The sequence below is a fragment of the Streptomyces sp. NPDC085524 genome (assembly GCF_044541755.1).
Taxonomy (GTDB): Bacteria; Actinomycetota; Actinomycetes; order Streptomycetales; family Streptomycetaceae; genus Streptomyces.
On record NZ_JBITTH010000033.1, the window covers coordinates 38,398 to 59,065 of the forward strand.

At 71.3% G+C, this 20,668-nt stretch carries 21 protein-coding genes; 11 read left to right on the forward strand and 10 right to left on the reverse strand.

From position 1 onward, the window contains the following. Positions 1 to 123 precede the first annotated feature (123 nt). On the forward strand, positions 124 to 1,863 hold the full coding sequence (lysS, locus tag ACIGFK_RS36055) for a lysine--tRNA ligase (RefSeq protein ID WP_376661833.1): 1,740 nt from the start codon (positions 124 to 126) through the stop codon (positions 1,861 to 1,863). Positions 1,864 to 1,939: 76 nt separating this feature from the next. Here lysS and ACIGFK_RS36060 read toward each other — a convergent pair whose 3' ends face one another. The 3 genes from ACIGFK_RS36060 to ACIGFK_RS36070 form a co-directional block, all read right to left on the reverse strand. Then, positions 1,940 to 3,283: a DUF2637 domain-containing protein gene (locus ACIGFK_RS36060; RefSeq protein WP_376661834.1), complete on the reverse strand. Its 1,344-nt coding sequence runs from the start codon at positions 3,281 to 3,283 to the stop codon at positions 1,940 to 1,942. A gap of 151 nt (positions 3,284 to 3,434) precedes the next feature. Then, complete coding sequence (locus ACIGFK_RS36065) at positions 3,435 to 4,247, reverse strand: DUF3558 family protein (RefSeq protein ID WP_400055238.1); 813 nt, start codon at positions 4,245 to 4,247, stop codon at positions 3,435 to 3,437. A gap of 114 nt (positions 4,248 to 4,361) precedes the next feature. Continuing rightward, the gene (locus tag ACIGFK_RS36070) at positions 4,362 to 5,216 is read right to left on the reverse strand and encodes a DUF3558 domain-containing protein (RefSeq protein ID WP_400055240.1); all 855 of its coding nucleotides are present in this window, start codon (positions 5,214 to 5,216) and stop codon (positions 4,362 to 4,364) included. A gap of 158 nt (positions 5,217 to 5,374) precedes the next feature. On the opposite strand from ACIGFK_RS36070, the gene ACIGFK_RS36075 reads away from it, so the two are divergent. Then, positions 5,375 to 6,568 carry an RtcB family protein gene (locus ACIGFK_RS36075; RefSeq protein WP_376661837.1) on the forward strand — a complete coding sequence of 398 codons (1,194 nt, stop codon included), beginning with the start codon at positions 5,375 to 5,377 and terminating at the stop codon, positions 6,566 to 6,568. Between the two features lie 58 nt (positions 6,569 to 6,626). Here ACIGFK_RS36075 and ACIGFK_RS36080 read toward each other — a convergent pair whose 3' ends face one another. Beyond that, entirely contained in the window at positions 6,627 to 7,445 is an 819-nt protein-coding gene (locus ACIGFK_RS36080) for a hypothetical protein (RefSeq protein ID WP_400055242.1), read from the reverse strand. Positions 7,446 to 7,714: 269 nt separating this feature from the next. Between ACIGFK_RS36080 and ACIGFK_RS36085 the strand changes: the two genes are divergently transcribed. The 4 genes from ACIGFK_RS36085 (at position 7,715) to ACIGFK_RS36100 (ending at position 11,821) form a co-directional block, all read left to right on the forward strand. Beyond that, the gene (locus ACIGFK_RS36085; RefSeq protein WP_400055244.1) at positions 7,715 to 8,932 is read left to right on the forward strand and encodes an NAD(P)/FAD-dependent oxidoreductase; all 1,218 of its coding nucleotides are present in this window, start codon (positions 7,715 to 7,717) and stop codon (positions 8,930 to 8,932) included. 32 nt (positions 8,933 to 8,964) lie between these two features. Then, positions 8,965 to 9,861, forward strand: a complete 897-nt coding sequence (locus ACIGFK_RS36090; RefSeq protein WP_376661670.1) for an RNA polymerase sigma-70 factor — start codon at positions 8,965 to 8,967, stop codon at positions 9,859 to 9,861. A 221-nt stretch (positions 9,862 to 10,082) separates the two neighbouring features. Then, positions 10,083 to 11,048 carry a hypothetical protein gene (locus tag ACIGFK_RS36095; RefSeq protein WP_400055246.1) on the forward strand — a complete coding sequence of 322 codons (966 nt, stop codon included), beginning with the start codon at positions 10,083 to 10,085 and terminating at the stop codon, positions 11,046 to 11,048. Between the two features lie 56 nt (positions 11,049 to 11,104). Continuing rightward, positions 11,105 to 11,821 (forward strand): polysaccharide deacetylase family protein, encoded by a 717-nt coding sequence (locus ACIGFK_RS36100; RefSeq protein ID WP_400055248.1) that lies wholly within the window; start codon positions 11,105 to 11,107, stop codon positions 11,819 to 11,821. Positions 11,822 to 11,826: 5 nt separating this feature from the next. On the opposite strand, the gene ACIGFK_RS36105 is transcribed toward ACIGFK_RS36100, so the two are convergent. Next, positions 11,827 to 12,594, reverse strand: a complete 768-nt coding sequence (locus ACIGFK_RS36105; RefSeq protein WP_386470051.1) for an SDR family NAD(P)-dependent oxidoreductase — start codon at positions 12,592 to 12,594, stop codon at positions 11,827 to 11,829. 92 nt (positions 12,595 to 12,686) lie between these two features. Then, entirely contained in the window at positions 12,687 to 13,022 is a 336-nt protein-coding gene (locus ACIGFK_RS36110) for a YnfA family protein (protein WP_376661674.1), read from the reverse strand. A 130-nt stretch (positions 13,023 to 13,152) separates the two neighbouring features. Between ACIGFK_RS36110 and ACIGFK_RS36115 the strand changes: the two genes are divergently transcribed. Beyond that, the gene (locus ACIGFK_RS36115; RefSeq protein ID WP_376661675.1) at positions 13,153 to 13,629 is read left to right on the forward strand and encodes a hypothetical protein; all 477 of its coding nucleotides are present in this window, start codon (positions 13,153 to 13,155) and stop codon (positions 13,627 to 13,629) included. A gap of 35 nt (positions 13,630 to 13,664) precedes the next feature. On the opposite strand, the gene ACIGFK_RS36120 is transcribed toward ACIGFK_RS36115, so the two are convergent. Further along, positions 13,665 to 14,429 carry a Mut7-C RNAse domain-containing protein gene (locus ACIGFK_RS36120; protein ID WP_376661676.1) on the reverse strand — a complete coding sequence of 255 codons (765 nt, stop codon included), beginning with the start codon at positions 14,427 to 14,429 and terminating at the stop codon, positions 13,665 to 13,667. 41 nt (positions 14,430 to 14,470) lie between these two features. After that, positions 14,471 to 14,896, reverse strand: coding sequence for a winged helix-turn-helix transcriptional regulator (locus tag ACIGFK_RS36125; protein WP_376661677.1), 426 nt, complete (start codon positions 14,894 to 14,896; stop codon positions 14,471 to 14,473). Between the two features lie 137 nt (positions 14,897 to 15,033). Here ACIGFK_RS36125 and ACIGFK_RS36130 point away from each other — a divergent pair, with 137 nt between their 5' ends. Beyond that, on the forward strand, positions 15,034 to 15,930 hold the full coding sequence (locus ACIGFK_RS36130; protein WP_376661680.1) for an NADP-dependent oxidoreductase: 897 nt from the start codon (positions 15,034 to 15,036) through the stop codon (positions 15,928 to 15,930). 132 nt (positions 15,931 to 16,062) lie between these two features. On the opposite strand, the gene ACIGFK_RS36135 is transcribed toward ACIGFK_RS36130, so the two are convergent. Then, a complete protein-coding gene (locus ACIGFK_RS36135; protein WP_376661678.1) occupies positions 16,063 to 16,608 on the reverse strand; it encodes a potassium channel family protein in 546 nt (181 codons plus the stop codon). Between the two features lie 111 nt (positions 16,609 to 16,719). Here ACIGFK_RS36135 and ACIGFK_RS36140 point away from each other — a divergent pair, with 111 nt between their 5' ends. Continuing rightward, on the forward strand, positions 16,720 to 17,109 hold the full coding sequence (locus ACIGFK_RS36140; protein WP_376661679.1) for an SHOCT domain-containing protein: 390 nt from the start codon (positions 16,720 to 16,722) through the stop codon (positions 17,107 to 17,109). A 219-nt stretch (positions 17,110 to 17,328) separates the two neighbouring features. Beyond that, positions 17,329 to 19,176 carry a protein kinase gene (locus tag ACIGFK_RS36145; RefSeq protein WP_376656880.1) on the forward strand — a complete coding sequence of 616 codons (1,848 nt, stop codon included), beginning with the start codon at positions 17,329 to 17,331 and terminating at the stop codon, positions 19,174 to 19,176. Here the strand turns inward: ACIGFK_RS36145 and ACIGFK_RS36150 are convergent. Continuing rightward, on the reverse strand, positions 19,142 to 19,561 hold the full coding sequence (locus ACIGFK_RS36150) for a hypothetical protein (protein WP_400055252.1): 420 nt from the start codon (positions 19,559 to 19,561) through the stop codon (positions 19,142 to 19,144). The two genes, ACIGFK_RS36145 and ACIGFK_RS36150, sit on opposite strands and share 35 nt — an antisense overlap. Before the next feature lie 134 nt (positions 19,562 to 19,695). Here ACIGFK_RS36150 and sigJ point away from each other — a divergent pair, with 134 nt between their 5' ends. Then, positions 19,696 to 20,652, forward strand: coding sequence for an RNA polymerase sigma factor SigJ (gene sigJ / locus ACIGFK_RS36155; RefSeq protein ID WP_400055254.1), 957 nt, complete (start codon positions 19,696 to 19,698; stop codon positions 20,650 to 20,652). The last annotated feature ends 16 nt before the right edge of the window (positions 20,653 to 20,668 follow it).

Consider the following 20,668-nt stretch of genomic DNA (forward strand, 5'->3'; position numbering starts at 1 on the left):
GCCGAGTATCCCACGTGGGGCCCCTGCGTTTCGCGGCATATCACTGGACGGAAGCAACCCCGGAGTGGCCCGTTCCGTCTGGGAGAATGGCCCAAGCCAGCATTCGAGATAGAAGGACGTGTCGTGGCTCAGAGCGCGCAGAGCAGCACCGAGACCGACTGGGTCTCCCGTTTCGCGGACGAGGTCATCGCCGAATCGGAGCGCCGAGCCCCGGGCAAAGCGGTCGTCGTCGCCTCCGGACTCTCCCCCTCCGGCCCCATCCACCTCGGCAACCTCCGCGAGGTCATGACCCCGCACCTGGTCGCCGACGAGATCCGCCGCCGCGGGTACGAGGTCCGCCACCTCATCTCCTGGGACGACTACGACCGGTACCGCAAGGTCCCCAAGGGCATCCCCGGCGTCACCGAGGAATCCCACGCCCAGCACATCGGCCGCCCGCTGACCGCCGTGCCCGCCCCCGAAGGCTCCCCGTACCCGAACTGGGCCGAGCACTTCAAGGCCGCCATGGTCGAGTCCCTGGCCGAGCTGGGCGTCGAGTACGACCCCATCAGCCAGACCGAGCAGTACACCGCCGGCACCTACCGCGAGCAGGTCCTGTTCGCGATGAAGCACCGCGGCGACATCGACGCGATCCTCGACCAGTACCGCACCAAGCAGAAGCCGGGCGGCAAGAAGCCCCAGCAGAAGCAGGTCGACGAGGCCGAACTGGAAGCCGCCGAAGGCTCCGGCGCGGCCGCCGAGGACGACGGCAGCAGCGCCGAGGGCGGCTACTTCCCGTACAAGCCCTACTGCGGCGAATGCGGCAAGGACTTCACCAAGGTCACCTCGTACGACGACGAGACCACCGAGATGACCTACGTCTGCACCGAGGACGAGTTCACCGAGACGGTCAAGCTCAGCGAGTTCAACCGCGGCAAGCTCGTCTGGAAGGTCGACTGGCCCATGCGCTGGGCCTTCGAAGGCGTGATCTTCGAGCCCTCCGGCGTCGACCACTCCTCACCCGGCTCCTCCTTCCAGGTCGGCGGCCAGATCGTCGGCATCTTCGGCGGCGAACAGCCCATCGGCCCCATGTACGCCTTCGTCGGCATCAGCGGCATGGCCAAGATGTCCTCCTCGAAGGGCGGCGTCCCCACCCCGGCCGACGCCCTGAAGATCATGGAACCGCAGCTGCTCCGCTGGCTCTACGCCCGCCGCAAGCCCAACCAGTCCTTCAAGATCGCCTTCGACCAGGAGATCCAGCGGCTCTACGACGAGTGGGACAAGCTGGAGGCCAAGGTCGCCGACGGCACCGTCCTGCCCGCCGACGCCGCAGCCCACGCCCGCGCCGTCCGCGTCGCCTCCCACGAGCTCCCGCGCACCCCGCGCCCCATGCCGTACCGCACCCTCGCCTCCGTCGTCGACATCACCGCCGGCCACGACGAGCAGACCCTGCGCATCCTCTCCGACCTGGAGCCGGACAAGCCGCTCGCCTCCCTCGACGACGTACGCCCCCGCCTGGACCGCGCCGAGAACTGGATCACCACCCAGGTCCCCGCCGACCAGCGCACCCTCGTGCGCGACGAGCCCGACACCGAGCTGCTGTCCTCCCTCGACGACGAGGGCCGCGCATCGCTCCGCCTGCTCCTCGACGGACTCGACTCGCACTGGTCCCTCGACGGGCTCACCACCCTCGTCTACGGAGTCCCGAAGGTCATGGCCGGCCTGGAGCCCGACGCCAAGCCCACCCCGGAACTCAAGGTCGCCCAGCGCACCTTCTTCGCGCTCCTCTACCGGCTCCTCGTCACCCGCGAGACCGGCCCGCGCCTGCCCACGCTGCTCCTGGCAGTAGGCGCCGACCGCGTGCGCAAGCTGCTCGCCGTCTGAGGCGGGCCCCCGGGCCCCTGACACGGCGAAGGGCCCGCACCGGGGGGTGCGGGCCCTTCCGCTTGCGCGGAGCCGGCTACGCGATGTGCTCGTTCTCCAGATCACGCTGGTAGCGCTGCTTCAGGTCCGGCATCAGCCGGGAGATCGTCGTGAAGCTGCGCGGGTGCACGATCCCGTGACGGTCCGAGAGGTATATGTCCACCTGCTCAGGGCTCGGGACCTTGCCGTTCTCCTCGATGTACTGGCGGAAGACCTCGTACGCCGCCTCCGCGAACTTCACCTCGTCGATGTCGGCCTCGGGGACCTCCGCCTCCTCCTGCCGCGGAGCCGGCATCGGCAGCTGCTCCTGCTGCGGCAGCTGCTCCTCGTCCGGACCCGCCGGAGGCATGACCGGAGTCGGCTCCAGACCCTCCACGTACTGGGGGTTGTAACCGCCCTCGTACGCCGCCTGCGGCGCCAGCGGCGCAGCGAACCACGCACTGTTGTGCGCCGCCGGCATCGCCGTCGGATCCACCGCGAACGCCGGCGGGACGTGCGCCGCGGGCTGCACCGGCACCTGCTGCTGGGCCTGCTGCAACGCCTGCACCTGCGCGAGGGCCAGGGCGAGCGCCTCGGCCTGCTCGTGGGCCTGCGGCGGCACGGCCGCGGCCGCCTCCAGCGCCGGCGCGCCGGCCGGCCCCGCCTGCGCCTCCACTGCGGCCTGCACCCCGGCCCCCGCCTCCACCGGAGGCAGCAGCGCCGGCTCGATCCCCGCCGCCGCCAGCCCCTCCGGGGCCGTCTGCGACAGCGGAACGCCGATCCGCGCCAGCCGCAGCGGCATCAGCGCCTCCACCGGCGCCTTCCGCCGCCAGCTGCGCCCGTACCGCGCCTGCAGACGCGCCTGGTAGATCAGCCGGTCCTGCTCCATGCCGACCGCCTGCTCGTACGAACGCAGCTCCCACAGCTTCATCCGCCGCCACAGCTTGAACGTCGGCACCGGCGACAGGAGCCACCGCGTGATCCGCACGCCCTCCATGTGCCGGTCCGCCGTGATGTCCGCGATCCGGCCCACCGCGTGCCGGGCCGCCTCCACGGTCACCACGAACAGGATCGGGATCACCGCGTGCATGCCCACACCCAGCGGGTCCGGCCACGCAGCGGCACCGTTGAACGCGATCGTCGCCGCCGTCAGCAGCCACGCCGTCTGACGCAGCAGCGGGAAGGGGATCCGGATCCACGTCAGCAGCAGGTCCAGTGCCAGCAGCACACAGATGCCCATGTCGATGCCGATGGGGAACACCAGAGAGAAGTTGCCGAAGCCCTTCTTCAGCGCCAGGGCACGCACCGCGGAGTACGAACCCGCGAAACCGATCCCCGCGATGACCACGGCACCGGCGACCACGACGCCGATGAGTATCCGGTGGGTACGAGTCAGCTGCATCGCGGCCACCCGTGATCCCCTCCCCTTGTCGAGAACTTACCGAGCCTTTACCGAGCCACGGCAGGCACAGCGTAAGCCCGAGCGGAAGTCACCGCTCCCCTGGCCCCGTTACCACGGAAGGGCGGGACCAGGGGACGACCGGGACGGCCGGCTACTGGGCCTGCGGCGCCTGCGACTGGGGCTGCTGGCCCTGGCCCTGGCCCTGGCCCTGACCCTGACCCTGGGGCTGCTGCCCCTGCTGGTTCGCGGCGTCCACCGCGGCCACCGCTTCCTTGGCCGCCGCGATCCCGTCCTGCAGCAGCTTCGCCTGGTCCGGCGCGCCGGCACCCTCGTAGGCGGCACCGTTGTAGTCGAGCGTGATCACCACGTTGTGCGTGCGCGCCACGATCGTCGTGTTGAAGGAGTCGACGTTGTCCTTCTTCACCGTGTAGACGACCGACATCCCCTGGTCGCCGACCCCGCCCGCCTGCTCGGCCTTCAGGTTCTCCGCACCCTCGGTCGCCTTCGCGAGCTCGACCTGCTTGTTGAACTGCTCCTCGGCGCGCTTGTCGGCGCTGCCGAGGGAGGCGTGCGAGTCGGAGCGGGAGAAGTTGACCGCGAGCCAGCGGTACTGCGAACCCTTCAGGCCGTCCGCGTCCAGGCCGTTCCAGGAGCAGCCCGCCCGGCTGGCCAGGTCGTTCGACTTGGCCGCCGTACCGTTCTTGTCCTTCACCTTCGGGACGAGCGTGTCGAGCGTCGCCGACTGGAGCACCTTGCAGGGATCCGGAAGCGCGGCGAACGTCGCCTTCTCCAGGGCGGCCGAAGCCTTCCCGCTGGGCTTCGCAGACGCGGACGAACCGGACTTCTTGCTGCTGCCCGAGCTCGACTCCTTGCCCGAATCGGAGGAGCATCCGGCGACGGCGAGGACCACCGGGACGGCTGCGCAGGCGAGAACGCGGGTGAGGCGCGAGGCAGATCGGTGCATGTTTCCTTCTGGTGCGATGGTCGGACTAATTCGGACGCGAACCCGAGCAACGGTAGCCCGACCCGACGCCTGCATGCTGTGCGCGCCGTCACCTGCGGCCGCGCCGAACCGCCTTCACTCGTTGAAGCGCTCGACCAGAGCCTGCGCCAACTGCCGTGTCTTTTCCTGGGTTTCACCGCTCGGCGGGACCACGCCGGGCAGGGCGGGCTGCACGCTGTACTCCACCGTCACGATGACGTTCGAGGTGCGGAACACAATCCGCACCGTCCTCGACTGCGCCGCACTGGCCCCCGCGGGGCTCAGCTTGTCCTCGACGAAGGCCTCGGTCCCGAGACCCTCCAGCACCCGAGACCCGAGCTCGACGGGCATCGAGGGAGTGGGAGTCGCAGCCGCACTCGCGCCCGGCGCGGGCGCCCCGGCGGCGGGGGGCGCCGCCGCGCTGCCGGACGGCGTCGGCGCCGGCACGGCCGTGGGTGCCGTGGTGGGGGTGGGGAAGGGCAGGTGCGCGTCGGTGATCCGCCGCACGTACACCTGCTTCGCCTTGTCGTCGTCGCTGGTTGCGGACCGGTCGTACGAGACCACGCGCTCGAAGACCACCGACAGCAGCCGGGTCTCGTCGGGCGTCTGAGCGTTCCAGCGGCAGCCGACGTGCCGGTCTCCGTCGTACGAGGTGTCCGCGACACCCGCGTACATCTGGTCGCGCTGCGGGGCGGGCAGCGTCTCCGCGACCGGCAGCATCCCCTTCAGCCGCTTGCTGTCGACGCCGGCCCTGCAGGGCGAGGGCAGGCTGCGGTACTTCCCGGGCTGCGCGGGCGCGGCCTGGTTCCCGCCGCCCTTCGCGTCGCTGCCGCCGCCGGGGTTGCCCCCGCTGGTGCACCCGGTCAGCGCGCCCGCGCCGGCCGCGAGCGCGGCGAACATCGCGATGCCGGGCAGGACTCGCCGTACCGCCGCCGTGCGCTGCACGTCCACTGGCCCCCTTAAATACGTTGCCGCGACTCGGACGCGGATGGACACAATGTCTACCGCACACGCTGGTGCCGACGCCGGTCCCCTGTCCCATTCAGGGCCAAGAGCGAGGCTTTTTGCGCATTCCAACTTTTCTGTGTTTTTCGGGGGATTGATTCCGTATGTCGTATGTAGAAGTGCCCGGGGCGAAGGTTCCGATCCGGATGTGGACCGACCCGGCGTCGGTCGAGGACAGCGCGATGCGCCAGCTGCAGAACACGGCCGGCCTCCCGTGGATCAAGGGCCTGGCCGTCATGCCGGACGTCCACTACGGCAAGGGTGCGACGGTCGGCTCGGTCATCGCGATGAAGGACGCGGTCTGCCCGGCGGCGGTGGGCGTGGACATCGGCTGCGGCATGTCGGCGGTGAAGACGTCCCTGACGGCGAACGACCTCCCGGGGGACCTGTCGAAGCTGCGGGCGCGGATCGAGTCGGTGATTCCGGTCGGGGCGGGGATGCACCGCGAGGCGGTGGATCCCGGGCGGCTGTACGGGTTCCCGGAACGGGGGTTCGGGGACCTGTGGGAGCGGTTCGACTACGTCGCGGATGCGGTGAAGTTCCGGCGAGATCGGGCACTGCGACAAATGGGGACATTGGGGGCCGGGAATCATCATTCAGAGGTCAATATCGATCAGGAAGGGGCAGTGTGGCTGACATTGCACTCAGGCTCCCGTGGCATCGGTAACCAACTGGCCGAACACCACATAGGGATCGCCCGGGGGCTGTCGCACAACCAGGGCCTGATCGACCGGGACCTCGCAGTCTTCCTGGCGGAGACCCCGGAGATGGCTGCGTACCGGCATGACCTCTACTGGGCGCAGGAGTACGCGCGGTACAACCGCGCCGTGATGATGAGCCTGATGAAGGAAGCCGTCCGGAAGGAGTTCCGGAAGGCGAAGGTCTCCTTCACGCAGGAGATCAGCTGCCACCACAACTACGTGGCGGAGGAGCGGTACGACGGCATGGACCTGCTGGTCACCCGCAAGGGCGCGATCCGCGCCGGCAGCGGTGACTACGGGATCATCCCCGGCTCGATGGCGACGGGTACCTACATCGTGAAGGGCCTCGGCAATACGGCTGCCTTCAACTCGGCCTCCCACGGCGCGGGGCGCCGGATGAGCCGGAACGCGGCGAAGAAGCGGTTCACGGTCCGGGATCTCGCGGAGCAGACGCAAGGCGTGGAATGCCGGAAGGACTCCGGCGTCGTGGACGAGATCCCGGCGGCGTACAAGCCGATCGAGCAGGTCATGGAGCAGCAGCGCGACCTCGTGGAGGTCGTGGCCAAGCTCAGGCAGGTCGTCTGCATCAAGGGCTGACGCCCTGTACGCGAAGGGCCCGGACCGTTGTCGGTCCGGGCCCTTCGCGTCAGGGGGCTCAGATCCTCCCGGTGCGCAAGCGCCAGAGGCGCATCTTGCAGCTCTGCTCGGTCCGATCGAGGGCGATGCCTGCGACTGTGGGGTCATTCAGACGGAGCAGTTCCTGGTCCTCCCGGGCGGTCCAGCGGCGGCGGGGCGGAGCGACCTTCATGTTCGAAGGGCGCACCCAGGACTGGATCGCGTCCGCGTTCGCCTTCTTATGGGCGATGGCGAGGCAGCCGTCGTAGTAGAAGTGCGCGGCGAGCTGCTGCGCTGTCTCTTTGTAGTAGCAGACGTTGTAGACGCCGTCCCGCCTGTTGCGGGAGATGGTGCGGGCGGTGCCCGTGACCTTCAGGCCGTAGTGGCAGAGGTAGGCGGAGATCGCGGTGCTGGCCGACGTCAGGGACAGGAAGGGCCATCCTTGGGCGGTCCAGCCCAGGGAACCGTCGGCGTCGATGATCCCGCGCAGGTAGTCGGGGCGGGAGAACTCGGTGCGGGGCGGCCTGATCGTCAAGGACTTCTTGCCGTAAGGGATTCCGAGCTCGTTGACGATGGTCCGGGCTTCGAGGGCGCAGACGGACCAGGTTGCCGAGTGATGCCTTTCGGCGAAGTTGGTTTGCCTGACGCGCTCCGTGATGGAGCTGTAGTAGGGCGTTAGCTGTTGGAACTCGCGGAGGATGTCGATGTCCCGTGCGTTGAGCTCGGCGGCGAGCTGCCCCTTCTGCCCCCTGCCTCGGGCGAGATGTCCATCGGCTTGGAGGAAGCCGAACATGTAGGCGTATCGAGGGTCCTGGAGGTCCATGAAGCGCACGGCGGCGCTAGGGTCCTGTTCAGCCATGAGGAAGTCCTTCTTCCCTGTTGGTGAGGCCCTCGGCCGGGACTGCCATCCCGGGCGGGGGCCGTTCGTGTTGTGGTCGAACGTAGGTGCGCCCCCGGGGCTCCGACGGGCCGAATGGGCGGCGTTCGCTCGAACGTATGGCGGAATGTCACATGGTCTCCGATAGCGCCTGCGAAGTGATCCGGGTCACATGCCGCTTCCGGCTGTCACAGGGTCCGGGGGCGCGGTGTCTTGTGGTCGACCCGATGGGGACGGACCTAGGAGACACCATGAGCGGCAAGACGAACGTCGTAGTGATCGGTGGCGGGTACGCCGGTGTCATGGCGGCCAACCGGCTGACGCAGCGTGGCGATGTGAGCGTGACGCTGGTCAACCCGCGGCCGGAGTTCGTGCACCGGATCCGGCTGCACCAGCTGGCGGCCGGGACCGGGGAGGCGGTCGTCCCGTTCCGGGAGGTGCTGGCGGACGGGGCGCGGCTCGTCGTGGATGCCGTGACGCGGATCGATGCGGCCGGGCGGCGGGTGGAGCTGGCGATGGGGGACACGGTCGGTTACGACTACCTCGTCTACGCGGTGGGCAGTGGGAGTGCCGACCCGAAGGTGCCGGGGGCGGCCGAGTTCGGTTACCCCGTCGCGAGCCTGGAGGACGTGCAACGGCTGCTGCCGGTGCTTGGCGCGGCACCCGCCGGCGCGGCGGTGACGGTCGTGGGGGCCGGGCCGACCGGGATCGAGACCGCGGCCGAGCTGGCGGAGCAGGGGCGGGCGGTGACCCTGGTGTGCGGCGGGGTCCTCGGGCCGTACCTGCACGCGCGGGGCCGGCGTTCGGTGGCCGGGCGGCTGGCGGCGCTCGGGGTGAGCGTGCTGGAGGGCGAGGGCTCGAAGGTGGTGGCCGTCGCGCGGGATGCGGTGGAGCTCGCCGACGGGCGGGTGCTCCCGAGTGCGGTCACCATCTGGACCGTCGGGTTCGGGGTGCCGGACCTGGCGGTGCGCAGCGGGCTGAGCACCGACGCGCTGGGGCGTCTGCTCACGGACGAGACGCTGACCAGCATCGACGACGACCGCGTCTTCGCGGCGGGGGATTCGGCGGCGCCGTCGGGGCAGCCGCTGCGGATGAGCTGCCAGACCGCGATGCCGATGGGCGCGCGGGTCGCGGACACGGTGCTCAGCCGGATCGCGGGGGAGCGGCCCGAGGAACTGCACCAGCCGTTCGCGGCGCAGTGCATCAGCCTCGGGCGGGGTACCGGCATCTTCCAGTTCGCCAACAGGGCCGACGTCGCGGTGTGGGCGCACATCGACGGCCGGCTGGGCGCGAAGGTGAAGGAGGCCGTGTGCACGGGCGTCGTCAGGCACCTGGCCGAGGAGGGTCACCGGCCGGGCGGGTACAAGCTGCACCGCGCCGGGAGCGCCGCCAAGCGCCAGGAGCTGGTGCGGGCCAGGGTGGCGGCCGAGGGTGCGGGGGTTCGAGCGGTAGTCGAGCGGATTGCCTAGTGCGCGTCGACCGAGCGAGAGATGATCAAGGCATGAGTGATCAGGCAGCCGACGATGCGACCGAGACCTTCGTCGCCCACCGCAATCTGCTCTTCACCGTCGCCTACGAGATGCTCGGCTCGGCGGCCGATGCCGAGGACGTGCTCCAGGAGACCTGGCTGCGGTGGGCCGAGGTCGACCTCGATCAGGTGCGGGACCAGCGCGCGTACCTGGTCCGGATCACGACCCGGCAGGCGTTGAACCGGCTGCGCAGCATGTCGCGCCGCAAGGAGTCGTACGTCGGGCCGTGGCTGCCGGAGCCGCTGCTGACGGCGCCGGACGTGGCCCAGGACGTCGAGCTCGCCGAGAGCGTGTCGATGGCGGTGATGCTCGTACTGGAGACGCTGTCGCCGACCGAGCGGGCGGTGTTCGTGCTGCGCGAGGTGTTCGACGTCGGGTACGAGGAGATCGCGGAGGCCGTCGACAAGACCCCGGCGGCCGTCCGCCAGATCGCGCACCGGGCCCGCAAGCACGTCGATGCCCGGCGTCCGCGCGAGGTGGTGTCGCAGAGCGAGACGCGGGCGGCCCTGGATTCGTTCTGGGCCGCGGCGAACGGCGGGGACATCCAGAGCCTCCTCGACGTGCTCGCGCCGGACGTGGTCCTGATGAGCGACGGCGGCGGCATCAAGCAGGCCGCGGTGCGGCCGATCGTCGGCGCCGACAAGGTGTCCCGCTTCTTCATCGGCGGGTTCAGGAAGAACCGGATCCCGGTCGCCGTCGGCCACACCCTGGTCAACGGGAACCCGGCGCTGGTCGTGCACGTGGACGGCGAGCTCGACGGGGTCATGGCGGCGCGGGTCGAGGACGGCCGGATCGTGGGGCTGTACTACGTGCGCAACCCGGAGAAGCTGTCCCGCGTCGAGTCGGAGACCCCGCTGACCCTGCGCTGAAGGCCGCTCGTACGGTATTCGCAGTCGGGGCCGCAACGGTGCGGTCCTGATGGGTGAGTGCTGTGGGGGGGGAATGGTTCGTGATGGGGCTTTCGGCTGGTCAGCGGCGGCTGCGGGTGGGTGTTGCCGCTGTGGCGGCGGGGTGTGCCGTCGGGCTCGCCGGGTGTACGTCCGCGAAGACGGACGGTAAGGCTCCGGCGAGCGGGCCGACCGTGCCGGTGGTGCCGATGGTGATCGGCAAGGAGCAGGCCGAGACGGTGTTCAACCGGTACGCCTGGGAGCGCCGGGACGCGGTCGCCCGGCGGGACAGGGAGGCCCTCGCGGCGGTGGAGACGGGGCCGCTGCTGGCGGAGAACCAGGCGTGGGTCGATCTGCTGAAGGCGCGGGCGGGCTGGGCCGGCTGGGTGGACTCCTTCGGGCGGCCGGAGTTCCTCATCCCGGCGGAGAAGGACCAGCAGGGCCATCCCCGGTCGTTCGCCGTGCTGAGCCGCGAGTTCGCGGGTTCCGGGAAGAGCCGGGCCAGCGCCGTGCACTACTTCGTCCAGGAGGCGCCGGGTGGGGAGTGGAAGGCGGCCGCCATGTCGTGGGTGAACGACCGGGCGGCCGCTCCGGACCCGGCGCGCACGAACGAGGTGGGCGGTTTCCGGCTGAGGGACAAGGAGATCGCGGCGCCCGTGCGGGATGCGGCGGGTGTGGTGACCCTGTCGCCGACGGCTGCCGCGGACCGGGAGGTGTGCGGGAAGTACGCGAAGTACATGAGCTTCTCGTTGCCCGACGGCGAGCCGGTGAGCGAGCACTTCGTGCCGGGTGTGCTGACCGGTGGAGTGGTCGGCGATTACAACAGGCTGGGCGAGGGACTGGAGCTCGTGGACAAGCGGGTGTCCTTCGAGGCGGCCGGCGGGGAGTTGCCGGTGGTCCGGCTGGCGGACGGGAAGTCCCTGGTCACGTGCACGTTCGTGCGGACCGACTTCTGGGAGGGCCGCAAGGCGACGTTCAAGTACGGGAGCACCGATCTCGGTGATGTCGGTGCGGTGATCGGCGGCATGGACAAGTGGTGGCGGGACTCCACCGTGCGCCGCAGTGTGACCGTGTCGTTCGAGGTTCCCGCGGGCGGGGGTCCGGCCGATGTGGTCGGCAGCAACGCGCATGTGGCGCGGGTGCTTTCGGCGGAAGGAACGCCCAAGTAGGGGGTTGACGACGCGAGTTGGTCTAGACCAAGGTGTGCCGCATGTGGAGATCTCGCGTGCTTGCCGCCGCTCTCGCGTCGTTGTCGCTCGCCCTCGGGGCTGCCGGGTCCGCCGGGGCTGCCGGGTCCGCCGGGTCTGCCGGGGCCTCGGAGGGCGCCGGTTCGGCAGGCGCCGCCGGGGTCGGGCTGCCGCCCGTCGTGTCGCACGTGCCGACCGCGGAGAAGGTCGTCTTCATCACCATCGACGACGGCTGGAACCACGATCCCGAGGCGGCCCGGATCCTGCTGGAGAAGCGGGTGCCGGTCTCGCTGTTCCTGCTGCCGGGGGCGACCTCGTACGACACGCAGTACTTCACGGCCCTCACCGAACAGGGGCGGGCGAGCGTCGAGAACCACACCGTCAACCACCCGGACCTGACGGCGCTCGACGCCGCCGGGAAGGACGCCGAGGTGTGCGGGGCCGGGGAGCAGCTGCAGGCGGCGTTCGGGCGGACGCCGAAGCTGCTGCGGCCGCCGTACGGGGCCGTGAACGACGACGTGCGGCTCGCGGCGAAGGCGTGCGGGGTGAAGGCGCTCGTGACGTGGACGTACGACTTCACGACCTGGAGCCAGACGCCGCCCGTGCCGCAGCTGAAGGCCGGTGACATCGTGCTGCTGCACTTCACGCCGACCCTGGCGGCGGACCTGCAGCGGGCGCTGGACGCGGCGAGGGCGGCCGGGCTGAAGCCGGCCGCCCTCATGCCGCACCTGAAGGCGGCCGGGCTGGTCCCGTAGCGGCCTTACAGCTCGCGGTGGAGCTTCGTGTTCGAGGCCTGGGCGCGGGGGCGGACCACCAGGAGGTCGATGTTGACGTGGCTGGGGCGGGTCACCGCCCAGGTGATGGTCTCGGCCACGTCGTCGGCGGTGAGGGGCTCCGCGACGCCCTCGTAGACCTTGGCCGCGCGGTCGGTGTCGCCGCGGAAGCGGGTCTTCGCGAACTCCTCGGTCTTGACCAGGCCGGGGGCGATCTCGATGACGCGTACGGGCTGCCCGACGAGTTCCAGGCGGAGGGTCTCGGCGAGGACGCGGGCGCCGTTCTTGGCGGCGACGTAGCCCGCGCCGCCCTCGTAGGTGGCGTGGCCGGCGGTGGAGGACAGGACGACCACCGTGCCGTCGCCGGAGGCGGTGATCGCGGGGAGCAGGGCCTGGGTGACGTTGAGGGTGCCGATGACGTTGGTCTCGTACATCGTGCGCCAGTCGGCCGGGTCGCCGGTGGCGACGGGGTCGACGCCGAGGGCGCCGCCGGCGTTGTTGACGACGAGGTCGCAGCGGTCGAGGGTGGCGGCGAAGGCGTCGACGGCGGCCCGGTCGGTGACGTCGAGGGCGTGGGCCGCGGCGGAGTGGCCGGCCGCGGTGATCTCGGCGGCGAGGGTCTCGATGCGGTCCTTGCGGCGGGCGGTGAGGACGACGTGGTAGCCGGCCGCGGCGAGCTGCCGGGCGGTGGCCGCGCCGATGCCGCTGCTCGCTCCGGTGACGACGGCGGTGCGGATGGCCGTGGTCGTGCTCATGCGGGGGCTCCTCGGTTCGTTCAGCCGGCCGGTCGTCCGTCCGGTCGTTCGTACGGTCGAATACTCGCCAGCATAGGCGGGACGGGCGGGGCTCAGCGGCCGCGCGGGGCGTACATGATCACTGCCATGCCGGCGAGGCAGACGAGGGCTCCGGCGATGTCCCAGCGGTCGGGGCGGTAGCCGTCGGCGACGACGCCCCAGGCGAGGGATCCGGCGACGAAGACCCCGCCGTAGGCGGCGAGGACGCGGGCGAAGTCGCCCTGGGGCTGGAGGGTGGCGACGAAGCCGTAGAGGCCGAGTGCGATGACTCCGGCGCCGATCCAGGCCCAGCCCTTGTGTTCGCGTACGCCCTGCCAGACCAGCCAGGCGCCGCCGATCTCCAGGAGGGCGGCGAGGGCGAAGAGGGCGATGGAGCGGGTGATCGGCATGGCGGGAAGCCTATGCAGGGGGCGGTGGGCGGATGGGGGTATGCCCCGCCCTCATTCGTGTGATGGTCCGACCGGACGGGGTCGCCGCTGGCTAGCCTCCGCGCGAAGACGCGAAGTGGAGGTGGTGGCGATGCGCCGTATTGCCGTGTCGAGTGTGGTGGTGGCGGGGTTGTCCGGGCTGCTGGCGTGGGGGCCGGTGGCCCCGGCGGGCGCCTGGGGCGGGCCGGAGGCGGACGTCTCGTACCACGGCCGGGTGGTCCTGTCCGGGGAGCAGCTGCGGATCTGGCTGGTGCCGGAGAACGACGGGCCGGCGGCGGTGCCGAACGCGACGCTGCGGGTGCGGCTGTCGGCCGATCTCGCCGACCGGCAGCAGCTGCCGTCCGGCTGTGCGCGGGCGGGGCTGCGCGAGGTGGTGTGCGAGACCGGGCCGATGGCGGTGCACGGGAGCGGCCGGCACATCGGGATGGCGCTGGGGCTGCGGGAGCGGGCGTCGGAGGTGGTGGTGCGGGTGGACACGTGGTGGAACGGCGGCGCCACCGACCGGGACAGCGCCGGCGGCGAGCACGTGGTGCTCGCGCTGGACACCGGTGACGCCTACGCCTTCTAGGCACTGTGCCTTCTGGGCACTGTGCCCTCTGGTCCCTACGCCTCCTGGGCCTGGGCCCGGGCCCCGGTCTGCTCCGCGGTGCCGAATTCGGTGAGGGCCTCTTCCACGATCCGCTCCAGGCGGGCGTGGTGGGCGCCGCGCCAGTAGACGCGTTCGCAGTCGGTGCACTGCGCGAACACGTCGTAGGAGCGGTGCGTGCCCTGTTCCAGGCGGTCGCCCACGCTGTCCTTGTCGGCGTCGCGGAGCGGCCCGTTGCAGGCGGTGCAGCGGGTCCACGGCGCGAGGGCGGGTGCGAACCGACTGAGGACGTCACGCAGTTGCTCGTCCGGGTTGTCGCTGTAGACGTAGGCGCCGGCGAAGAGCTCGCGGCGGCGCAGCAGTCCGCGGTCGCGGGAGAGCAGTACGCGCTGTTCGGCGGCGGAGCGGGTGGCGAGGGCGGGGTCGCCGATGTCCTCGTTCTCGTAGGCGGCGTCGACGCCGAGCAGGCGCAGGCGGCGGGCGAGGGTGCCGAGGTGGACGTCGAGGAGGAAGCGGAGCGGGGCGCCGTTGACGTGCTGGGGCCGCTCGACGCCGAACACCTCGACGTTCTGGCCGTCTTGGGGGACGTAGGAGACGGGGACCTCGTGGCCGTCGACGAGCAGGCGGCCGACTTCGGTGAGCGGGACCCCGGCGGATTCGACGACGTGTCCGAGGCTGGAGGCGCCGTCGGTGGCCGTCGGTACGCGGTCCGCACGCCTGCTGGGTGCGGCGAAGAGGCGCAGGTCGGGGGAGAGGGTGAGCTGAATGCCGGGTCCGTTCACCTTGTCAGCATGCCACTGCGGGGGTGCGGGGCGCCGGGGATTTAGGAGGCGGCGGCGGTCTCGGCGGCGGCGTCGTAGGCCTGGCGGTGGGCGGTGACCTTGTCGAAGTGGTTCTCGGCCCACTGTTTCACCGAGGAGAGCAGGCAGGCGAGGGTGCTGCCGAGTTCGGTGAGCCGGTAGTCGACGCGGGCGGGGACGGTGGGGGTCACGGTGCGGGTGACGATGCCGTCGCGTTCCAGGGAGCGCAGGGTCTGGGTGAGCATCTTCTGGCTGACGCCGGGGATCTTGCGGCCGAGGTCGCTGTAGCGCATGGAGCGGTCGTCGGCCTGGGCGAGGGCGCTGACGACGAGGCCGACCCACTTGTCGCTGATGCGGGCCAGGAGCTGTCCGGTGGGGCATTCCTTGAGGAAGGCGTCGTAGGCGTGGCGGGCTTCTTCGCGGCGGGCCGCGGCGGTGCGGGTGGCCATGGGTGCCCCACTTCCGGGTCGGGTACGCACCCCGAAGTACGTACTTACGAAAAGAGAGTACCTCTCCCTAGGTTAGTGCTCACGAGGAACGAACGACTCGACGAGAACCACGGGGAGAGATCATGAGCGGCGCAACGATGAAGGCAGTGGTCGTGGACGGCTTCGGCGGGCCGGAGCAGGTCCGGGTCGCCGAGGTGGCGGTGCCGGGCCCCGAGGCCGGCCAGGTCCGGATCCGGGTCCGGGCGGCCGGACTCAACCCGGTCGACGGCGGGGTCCGCGCCGGCGTCTTCGGCGGGGAGGGGCAGCGGATCGGCCTCGGCTGGGACGTGGCGGGGGAGATCGACGCGGTCGGCGCCGAGGTGGCCGGCTGGACCGCCGGGCAGCAGGTCGTCGGGCTGCACTACGGGACGGTGAAGCCGCTGGGCACCCACGCGGAGTACGTCGTCCTCGACGCGACGGCGATCGCCGCCGCTCCGGCCGCCGTGGACACGGTGACCGCGGCGGGCCTCCCGCTCGCCGGACTCACCGCGGCCCGCTCCGTGGAGCTGCTCGGCCTCGCCGCGGGCTCGTCGGTGCTGGTCACCGGCGCCGCCGGGGTGGTGGGAGCGCTCGCGGTCCAGCTCGCGGCGCGGGCCGGGCTGGTGGTGACGGCCCTCGCGGGCGCCGATGACGAGGCGTACCTGCGCTCCCTGGGCGCGACCGGCTTCGTACGGCGCGGAGAGGGCCCGGCCGAGCCGGTGGACGGGGTGCTGGACACGGCCGTACTGGGCGGGCCCGCGCTCGGCTTCGTCCGCGACGGCGGCGTGTACGTCGGCGTGATCCCGGGCGCGGCCCCGGCTGCGGAGCGCGGCGTACGCGTGGTGGAGCAGGAGGTCGCCGCGGACGGGGAGCACCTGGCCCGCCTGGTCTCCCTGGTCGACGCGGGCGACCTCGCGCTGCGGGTCGCGGAGGTCTTCGACCTCGCGGACGCCGCCAAGGCGCACGACCGGCTGGCGACCCCCGGGGTGCGGGGCCGGATCATCCTGACGCCGTGACGGCAGGGCTCGCGGGGGCTTGCAGGGCGCGCGGGTGCGTGGGGCTTGCGGGGCGCGCAGGGCTTGCGGCGCTTGCGGGGCGCGACGGATGTGAGGGGCGCGAGGGGCGTGGGGGCCGTGCGGGGGCGGCCCTCACTCCGGAGGCGGTCCGGATTCCTCGTCACCCTTCCGCCGCAGTCCGACCTCGACGGCGCCGAAGAGCACCCTGGCGACGAGGCCGACCACGACCAGGTCGGCGATCATCTGGAAGGTGACCAGAGCCCGGGTGCTCTCGGAGACGGGCGTGATGTCCCCGAAGCCGACGGTCGCGAACACCGTGACCGTGAAGTACAGGGCATCGGTCCTGTCCATCGGCTCCGAAAAGGTGGCCGGGTACTCCTGCGCGATCAGGAAGTAGACCACCGCGAACAGCACCAGGAACAACGGCACGGCGGTGGCCAGGGCTTCGACGGCACGCAGCCTCGGATACTCCGAACGGGTGATGGCGTTGACCTGCCGGTAGACCACCAGGCCGAACACGGCCAGCCCTGCGACCAGCACCACGAGGGTGTCGACGCCCACTCCCTGGTCCATCGGGGTCAGGTAGTAGAGCAGGGTCAGCAGGGCGATCGAGGCCGTCGAGCGGAGGATGTGACCGATGACGGCACGGCCTTGGTGCCTGTCGTCCGGGGGGCTCATGTGCCCATCGTCAGGGGGGTTCCGCTCGGCGTGCGAGTTCGATCACCCGGCTGTATCAAGGATGGGAAGGGTGAAAGATCCGCATTCGGGCGGAAATGATCGGAGTCGAGCATGGACGATTACCCGCTCCTCAACCTCTTCTGGACGATGCTGTGGCTGTTCCTCTGGATCCTCTGGTTCTTCCTGCTCTTCAAGATCATCACGGACATCTTCCGTGACCACAGCATGAGCGGGTGGGGCAAGGCCGGATGGCTGATCTTCGTGATCATCCTGCCGTTCCTCGGCGTCTTCATCTACCTCATCGCCCGCGGCAAGAGCATGGCCGAGCGGGACGCGAAGCAGATGAAGGAGAGCGAGGCCGCCTTCCAGGACTACGTCCGCAAGACGGCCGGGAGCGGCGGCGGTTCGGCGGACGAACTGCACAAGCTCGCCGCGCTCAAGGACAAGGGCGACATCACCCAGGAGGAGTTCGACCGCGCCAAGGCGAAGCTCCTGGCGTGAGCGGGCGGCGCCCGATCGCTCCGGTCGGCCCGTGAGGCCGCTCGGCCCGTGAGCCGGGCCGGCGGCCTCACGGGCCGCGTCGAGCCGGGTCCGGCGGGGGGTGGCGGGAGGGCTCACCGCCGCAGCACAGGTGTACCCGTCTCAGCCGCCGAAGGGTTTTGGATCGCTTGTGGTGAACCCCTATACGATCTCGACTTCGTGATCATCTAGGGGGAATTGATGGCGACCGCCTCGAACGCCGAACAGTCCGTGCTGAGTCCGCTGGGTCCGGACGATCCGCAGGAGATCGCCGGCTACCGGCTGCTCGCACGGATCGGCGAAGGCGGCATGGGATCGGTCTACCTCTCCCGGACCCGGGGCAACCAGCCGGTCGCGCTGAAGGTCATCCGGCGCGAGTTCGCCCAGGACCAGGACTTCCGCGCCCGTTTCGAGCGCGAGGTCCAGGCAGCGCGGCGCGTGCAGGGCTACCACATCGTGCCGGTCGTGGACCACGACACCAGCGGCGAACAGCCCTGGCTCGCCAGCGCCTACGTACCGGGACTGGCGCTGGACGACGCGCTCGCCGCCCACGGGCCGCTCCCGCTCCCCGCCGTGTTCCAGCTGATCGGCTGCACCGCGCAGGCCCTGCACGCCGTGCACGCCGCGTCGGTGATCCACCGCGACCTGAAGCCCAGCAACATCCTGCTGGGCTCGAACGGCCCCTGGGTGATCGACTTCGGCATCGCCCGCGCGACCGACGCCACCCAGCTCACGCGCAGCGGCGGGTTCATCGGGACGCCGCAGTACATGTCGCCGGAGCACGCGCTGGGCCGCGAGGTCACCCCGGCGACCGACGTGTTCGCGCTGGGCCTGATCGCCGCGGTCGTGGCCACCGGACGCCACCCGTACGGCGACGGCTCGGGGCTCTCGATCGCCGCTTCGATCGCCAACACCCCGCAGCAGGCGCCGGACCTGAGCGGCTACCCGGATCCGCTGCGGCCCCTGCTGGAGCGCTGCCTGGCGGCCGATGCCTCCCGGCGGCCGGGGACCGCGGAGCTGTCCGAGTGGTGCGAGCGGGTGGCGGGGCGGCCGCTGCGCGACTTCAACGGCTGGCTGCCCGAGGCCGTCACGGCGGAGATAGCCCGGCGGGAGCGGCTGGCCGAGGCGCAGCCGCAGCCGCAGCCGCAGACCCCGCCCCTGCCCGCGCAGCCCGCCCCGCCCTCGTACGCGCCGACGCAGGCCCCCGCACAGTCCGCCCCGCCGTCGTACGCGCCGACGCAGGCGCCCGGGCCGGCCGCCCAGCAGCCGTACGCCCCGACGCAGGGTCCCGCGCAGGCTCCCGGGCCCGCCGCCCCGCAGCCGTACGCGCCGACGCACGCGGCGACGGGTCCGCAGGCGGTGGTCTACGGAGCCGCCCCCGCACCGGCTCCGGCCCCCGCCCCCGCGACCCGTGGCCGCAGCCGGGTGCCCCTGATGGCGGGCGCGGGCGTCCTGGCCGTCGCCCTGGTCGCGGGCGGCGCCTGGTACGTCACGCGCGACGACGGCAAGGGCAAGGCGGAGGCCAAGAGCGAGGGCAAGGCGGCGGACCAGCCGAACGCCTCCCCGTCGGCCGCGCAGGACCGGGCCCCGGCGTCCGCCGCGCCCCAGACCCCTGCCGCCCCCGCCTACACGGTGGTGTTCAAGGACACCCCGGTGAAGTTCCTGGCCCCCAGGGAGTTCGGCAAGTACAACGAGGTCGACCTCGACTTCCCGAAGGTGGCGCCGTTCCTCGATATGCCCAGCAGCAACATCGAGTTGACGATGGGGTTCGACGCGGTCAAGAGCGGGACGCCGTTCGGCAAGAGCAAGGGCCCCACCCCGGAGGAGTGCGCGACCGGGGCGGCCACGAACCCGATCCCCGGCAAGCTGGGTTCGGAGTCCCTGACCGGAGCGGACAGCACCATCGTCAAGGGCGATCTGCTCTGCACGGTGACGACCAAGGGCAACCTGGCGATGGTGAAGATCATGGCCGTCGAGCCCTCGACCGACAAGGTCCACGACATCCCGACCTATCTCACCGAAGTGACGCTCTGGAAGAAGCAGTCGTAATCAGGACCCGGCCCAGGTCCAGCACGGTCAGGCCGAACATCAGGACGCCGAGGGGGACGTGCAGAGCGGGCTCGTGCGCTATGCCGAGGACCACCTGCACCGAGGAGAGCACGAGGAAGCCGGTCGAGTAGAGGATCGGGCGGGGCGATCCCCCGCCCGGCTTCCACGCCAGGACCGCGGCGATGACGTACAGCATCGTCGCGCCGTACGTCACGCGTGCGCCGACGGCGTGCAGCGTCTCGCCGTAGGAGGTGGACAGCAGCAGACCGGCGCTGACCGCCTGGAAGAAGAGGGTCAGTGCCTGCAGGCCGATGGAGACCCTGAGGAAGGTGGATCCGCGCGTCGCGGTCGTCGCGGTCGTCGCGGTCGTCGTCTCAACGGCCATGGTGGGAACCCCTGTTCTGCCTCGCGGCGGTGATCGGTAGTGTCTCGACCGTTCGACGGAGCAGGCCCGCGAAATGTGAGGCGGGGAGCCGGCGACGGGGAAGAAGAGGAAGGGCACGGGGGGCGAACACGACCATGGGGACCGTCATCGAGGAGCGCCGGCACCTTCTCAACGTCGCCTACCGGCTGCTCGGTTCTCTGGCCGAGGCCGAGGACGCCGTGCAGGAGACCTACGCCCGCTGGTACGCGCTGTCGCGGCGGCAGCAGGAGGCGATCGAGTCGCCCGGTGCCTGGCTGACGACGGTCGCCGGCCGCATCTGCCTGGACGTGCTCGGCTCGGCGCGGGCCCGGCGCGAGCGGTACGTCGGCGCGTGGATCCCCGAGCCGCTGCCGGACCGTTCGGAATGGACCAGCGTGCGGGCGGACGGCGGCGAACCGGCCGACCCCGCGGACCGGATCACCCTGGACGAGTCGGTGAACATGGCCTTCCTCGTCGTCCTGGAGTCGATGACGCCGGCCGAACGCGTGGCGTTCGTCCTGCACGACGTCTTCCGCTACCCCTTCGCCGAAGTCGCCGGGATCGTCGGCCGCACGCCCGCGGCCTGCCGGCAGCTGGCGTCCTCGGGCCGCCGGCGCATCGGCGCCGCGCGGACCGGGGCGGCTCCGGCGGCCGGACGGGCGGGACAGGACGGACAGGCCGGACGGGCGGGACAGGCCGGACAGGCCGGACAAGCCGGTCTGGTGCGGGATTTCAAGGCGGCCTGGGAGGCCAAGGACATCGAGGCCCTCGTCGGTCTCCTCGACCCGGACGCCACGATGACCGCCGACGGCGGCGGCATGGTCGGCACCGTCCTGCGTCCGGTCGTGGGCGGCCGGAGCATCGCCCAGTACCTGATCCACATCGCCGACAAGGCCCCCGGACTGACCCTCCTGGAACGGACGGTCAACGGACGGCCCGGACTGGTGGCCCAGCACACCGGCATCTCGGTGACCGTGGCCGCGTTCGAAGTCACCGGCGGACGCGTCTCGGCCATCTGGGCGGTCCGCAACCCGGAGAAGCTCCGCGCCTGGAACGAGCACGCGGAGGACTGACCCGGCGCCCCCGCCG

Excerpts from the sequence above, each read along its gene's own strand:
- ACIGFK_RS36060 (WP_376661834.1), bottom strand. The coding sequence starts at position 3,283 with ATGCAGCTGACTCGTACCCACCGGATACTCATCGGCGTCGTGGTCGCC.
- ACIGFK_RS36065 (WP_400055238.1), bottom strand. The coding sequence starts at position 4,247 with ATGCACCGATCTGCCTCGCGCCTCACCCGCGTTCTCGCCTGCGCAGCC.
- ACIGFK_RS36075 (WP_376661837.1), top strand. The coding sequence starts at position 5,375 with ATGTCGTATGTAGAAGTGCCCGGGGCGAAGGTTCCGATCCGGATGTGG.
- ACIGFK_RS36080 (WP_400055242.1), bottom strand. The coding sequence starts at position 7,445 with ATGGCTGAACAGGACCCTAGCGCCGCCGTGCGCTTCATGGACCTCCAG.
- ACIGFK_RS36085 (WP_400055244.1), top strand. The coding sequence starts at position 7,715 with ATGAGCGGCAAGACGAACGTCGTAGTGATCGGTGGCGGGTACGCCGGT.
- ACIGFK_RS36090 (WP_376661670.1), top strand. The coding sequence starts at position 8,965 with ATGAGTGATCAGGCAGCCGACGATGCGACCGAGACCTTCGTCGCCCAC.
- ACIGFK_RS36105 (WP_386470051.1), bottom strand. The coding sequence starts at position 12,594 with ATGAGCACGACCACGGCCATCCGCACCGCCGTCGTCACCGGAGCGAGC.
- ACIGFK_RS36110 (WP_376661674.1), bottom strand. The coding sequence starts at position 13,022 with ATGCCGATCACCCGCTCCATCGCCCTCTTCGCCCTCGCCGCCCTCCTG.
- ACIGFK_RS36115 (WP_376661675.1), top strand. The coding sequence starts at position 13,153 with ATGCGCCGTATTGCCGTGTCGAGTGTGGTGGTGGCGGGGTTGTCCGGG.
- ACIGFK_RS36125 (WP_376661677.1), bottom strand. The coding sequence starts at position 14,896 with ATGGCCACCCGCACCGCCGCGGCCCGCCGCGAAGAAGCCCGCCACGCC.
- ACIGFK_RS36130 (WP_376661680.1), top strand. The coding sequence starts at position 15,034 with ATGAAGGCAGTGGTCGTGGACGGCTTCGGCGGGCCGGAGCAGGTCCGG.
- ACIGFK_RS36135 (WP_376661678.1), bottom strand. The coding sequence starts at position 16,608 with ATGAGCCCCCCGGACGACAGGCACCAAGGCCGTGCCGTCATCGGTCAC.
- ACIGFK_RS36140 (WP_376661679.1), top strand. The coding sequence starts at position 16,720 with ATGGACGATTACCCGCTCCTCAACCTCTTCTGGACGATGCTGTGGCTG.
- ACIGFK_RS36145 (WP_376656880.1), top strand. The coding sequence starts at position 17,329 with ATGGCGACCGCCTCGAACGCCGAACAGTCCGTGCTGAGTCCGCTGGGT.
- ACIGFK_RS36150 (WP_400055252.1), bottom strand. The coding sequence starts at position 19,561 with ATGGCCGTTGAGACGACGACCGCGACGACCGCGACGACCGCGACGCGC.
- sigJ (WP_400055254.1), top strand. The coding sequence starts at position 19,696 with ATGGGGACCGTCATCGAGGAGCGCCGGCACCTTCTCAACGTCGCCTAC.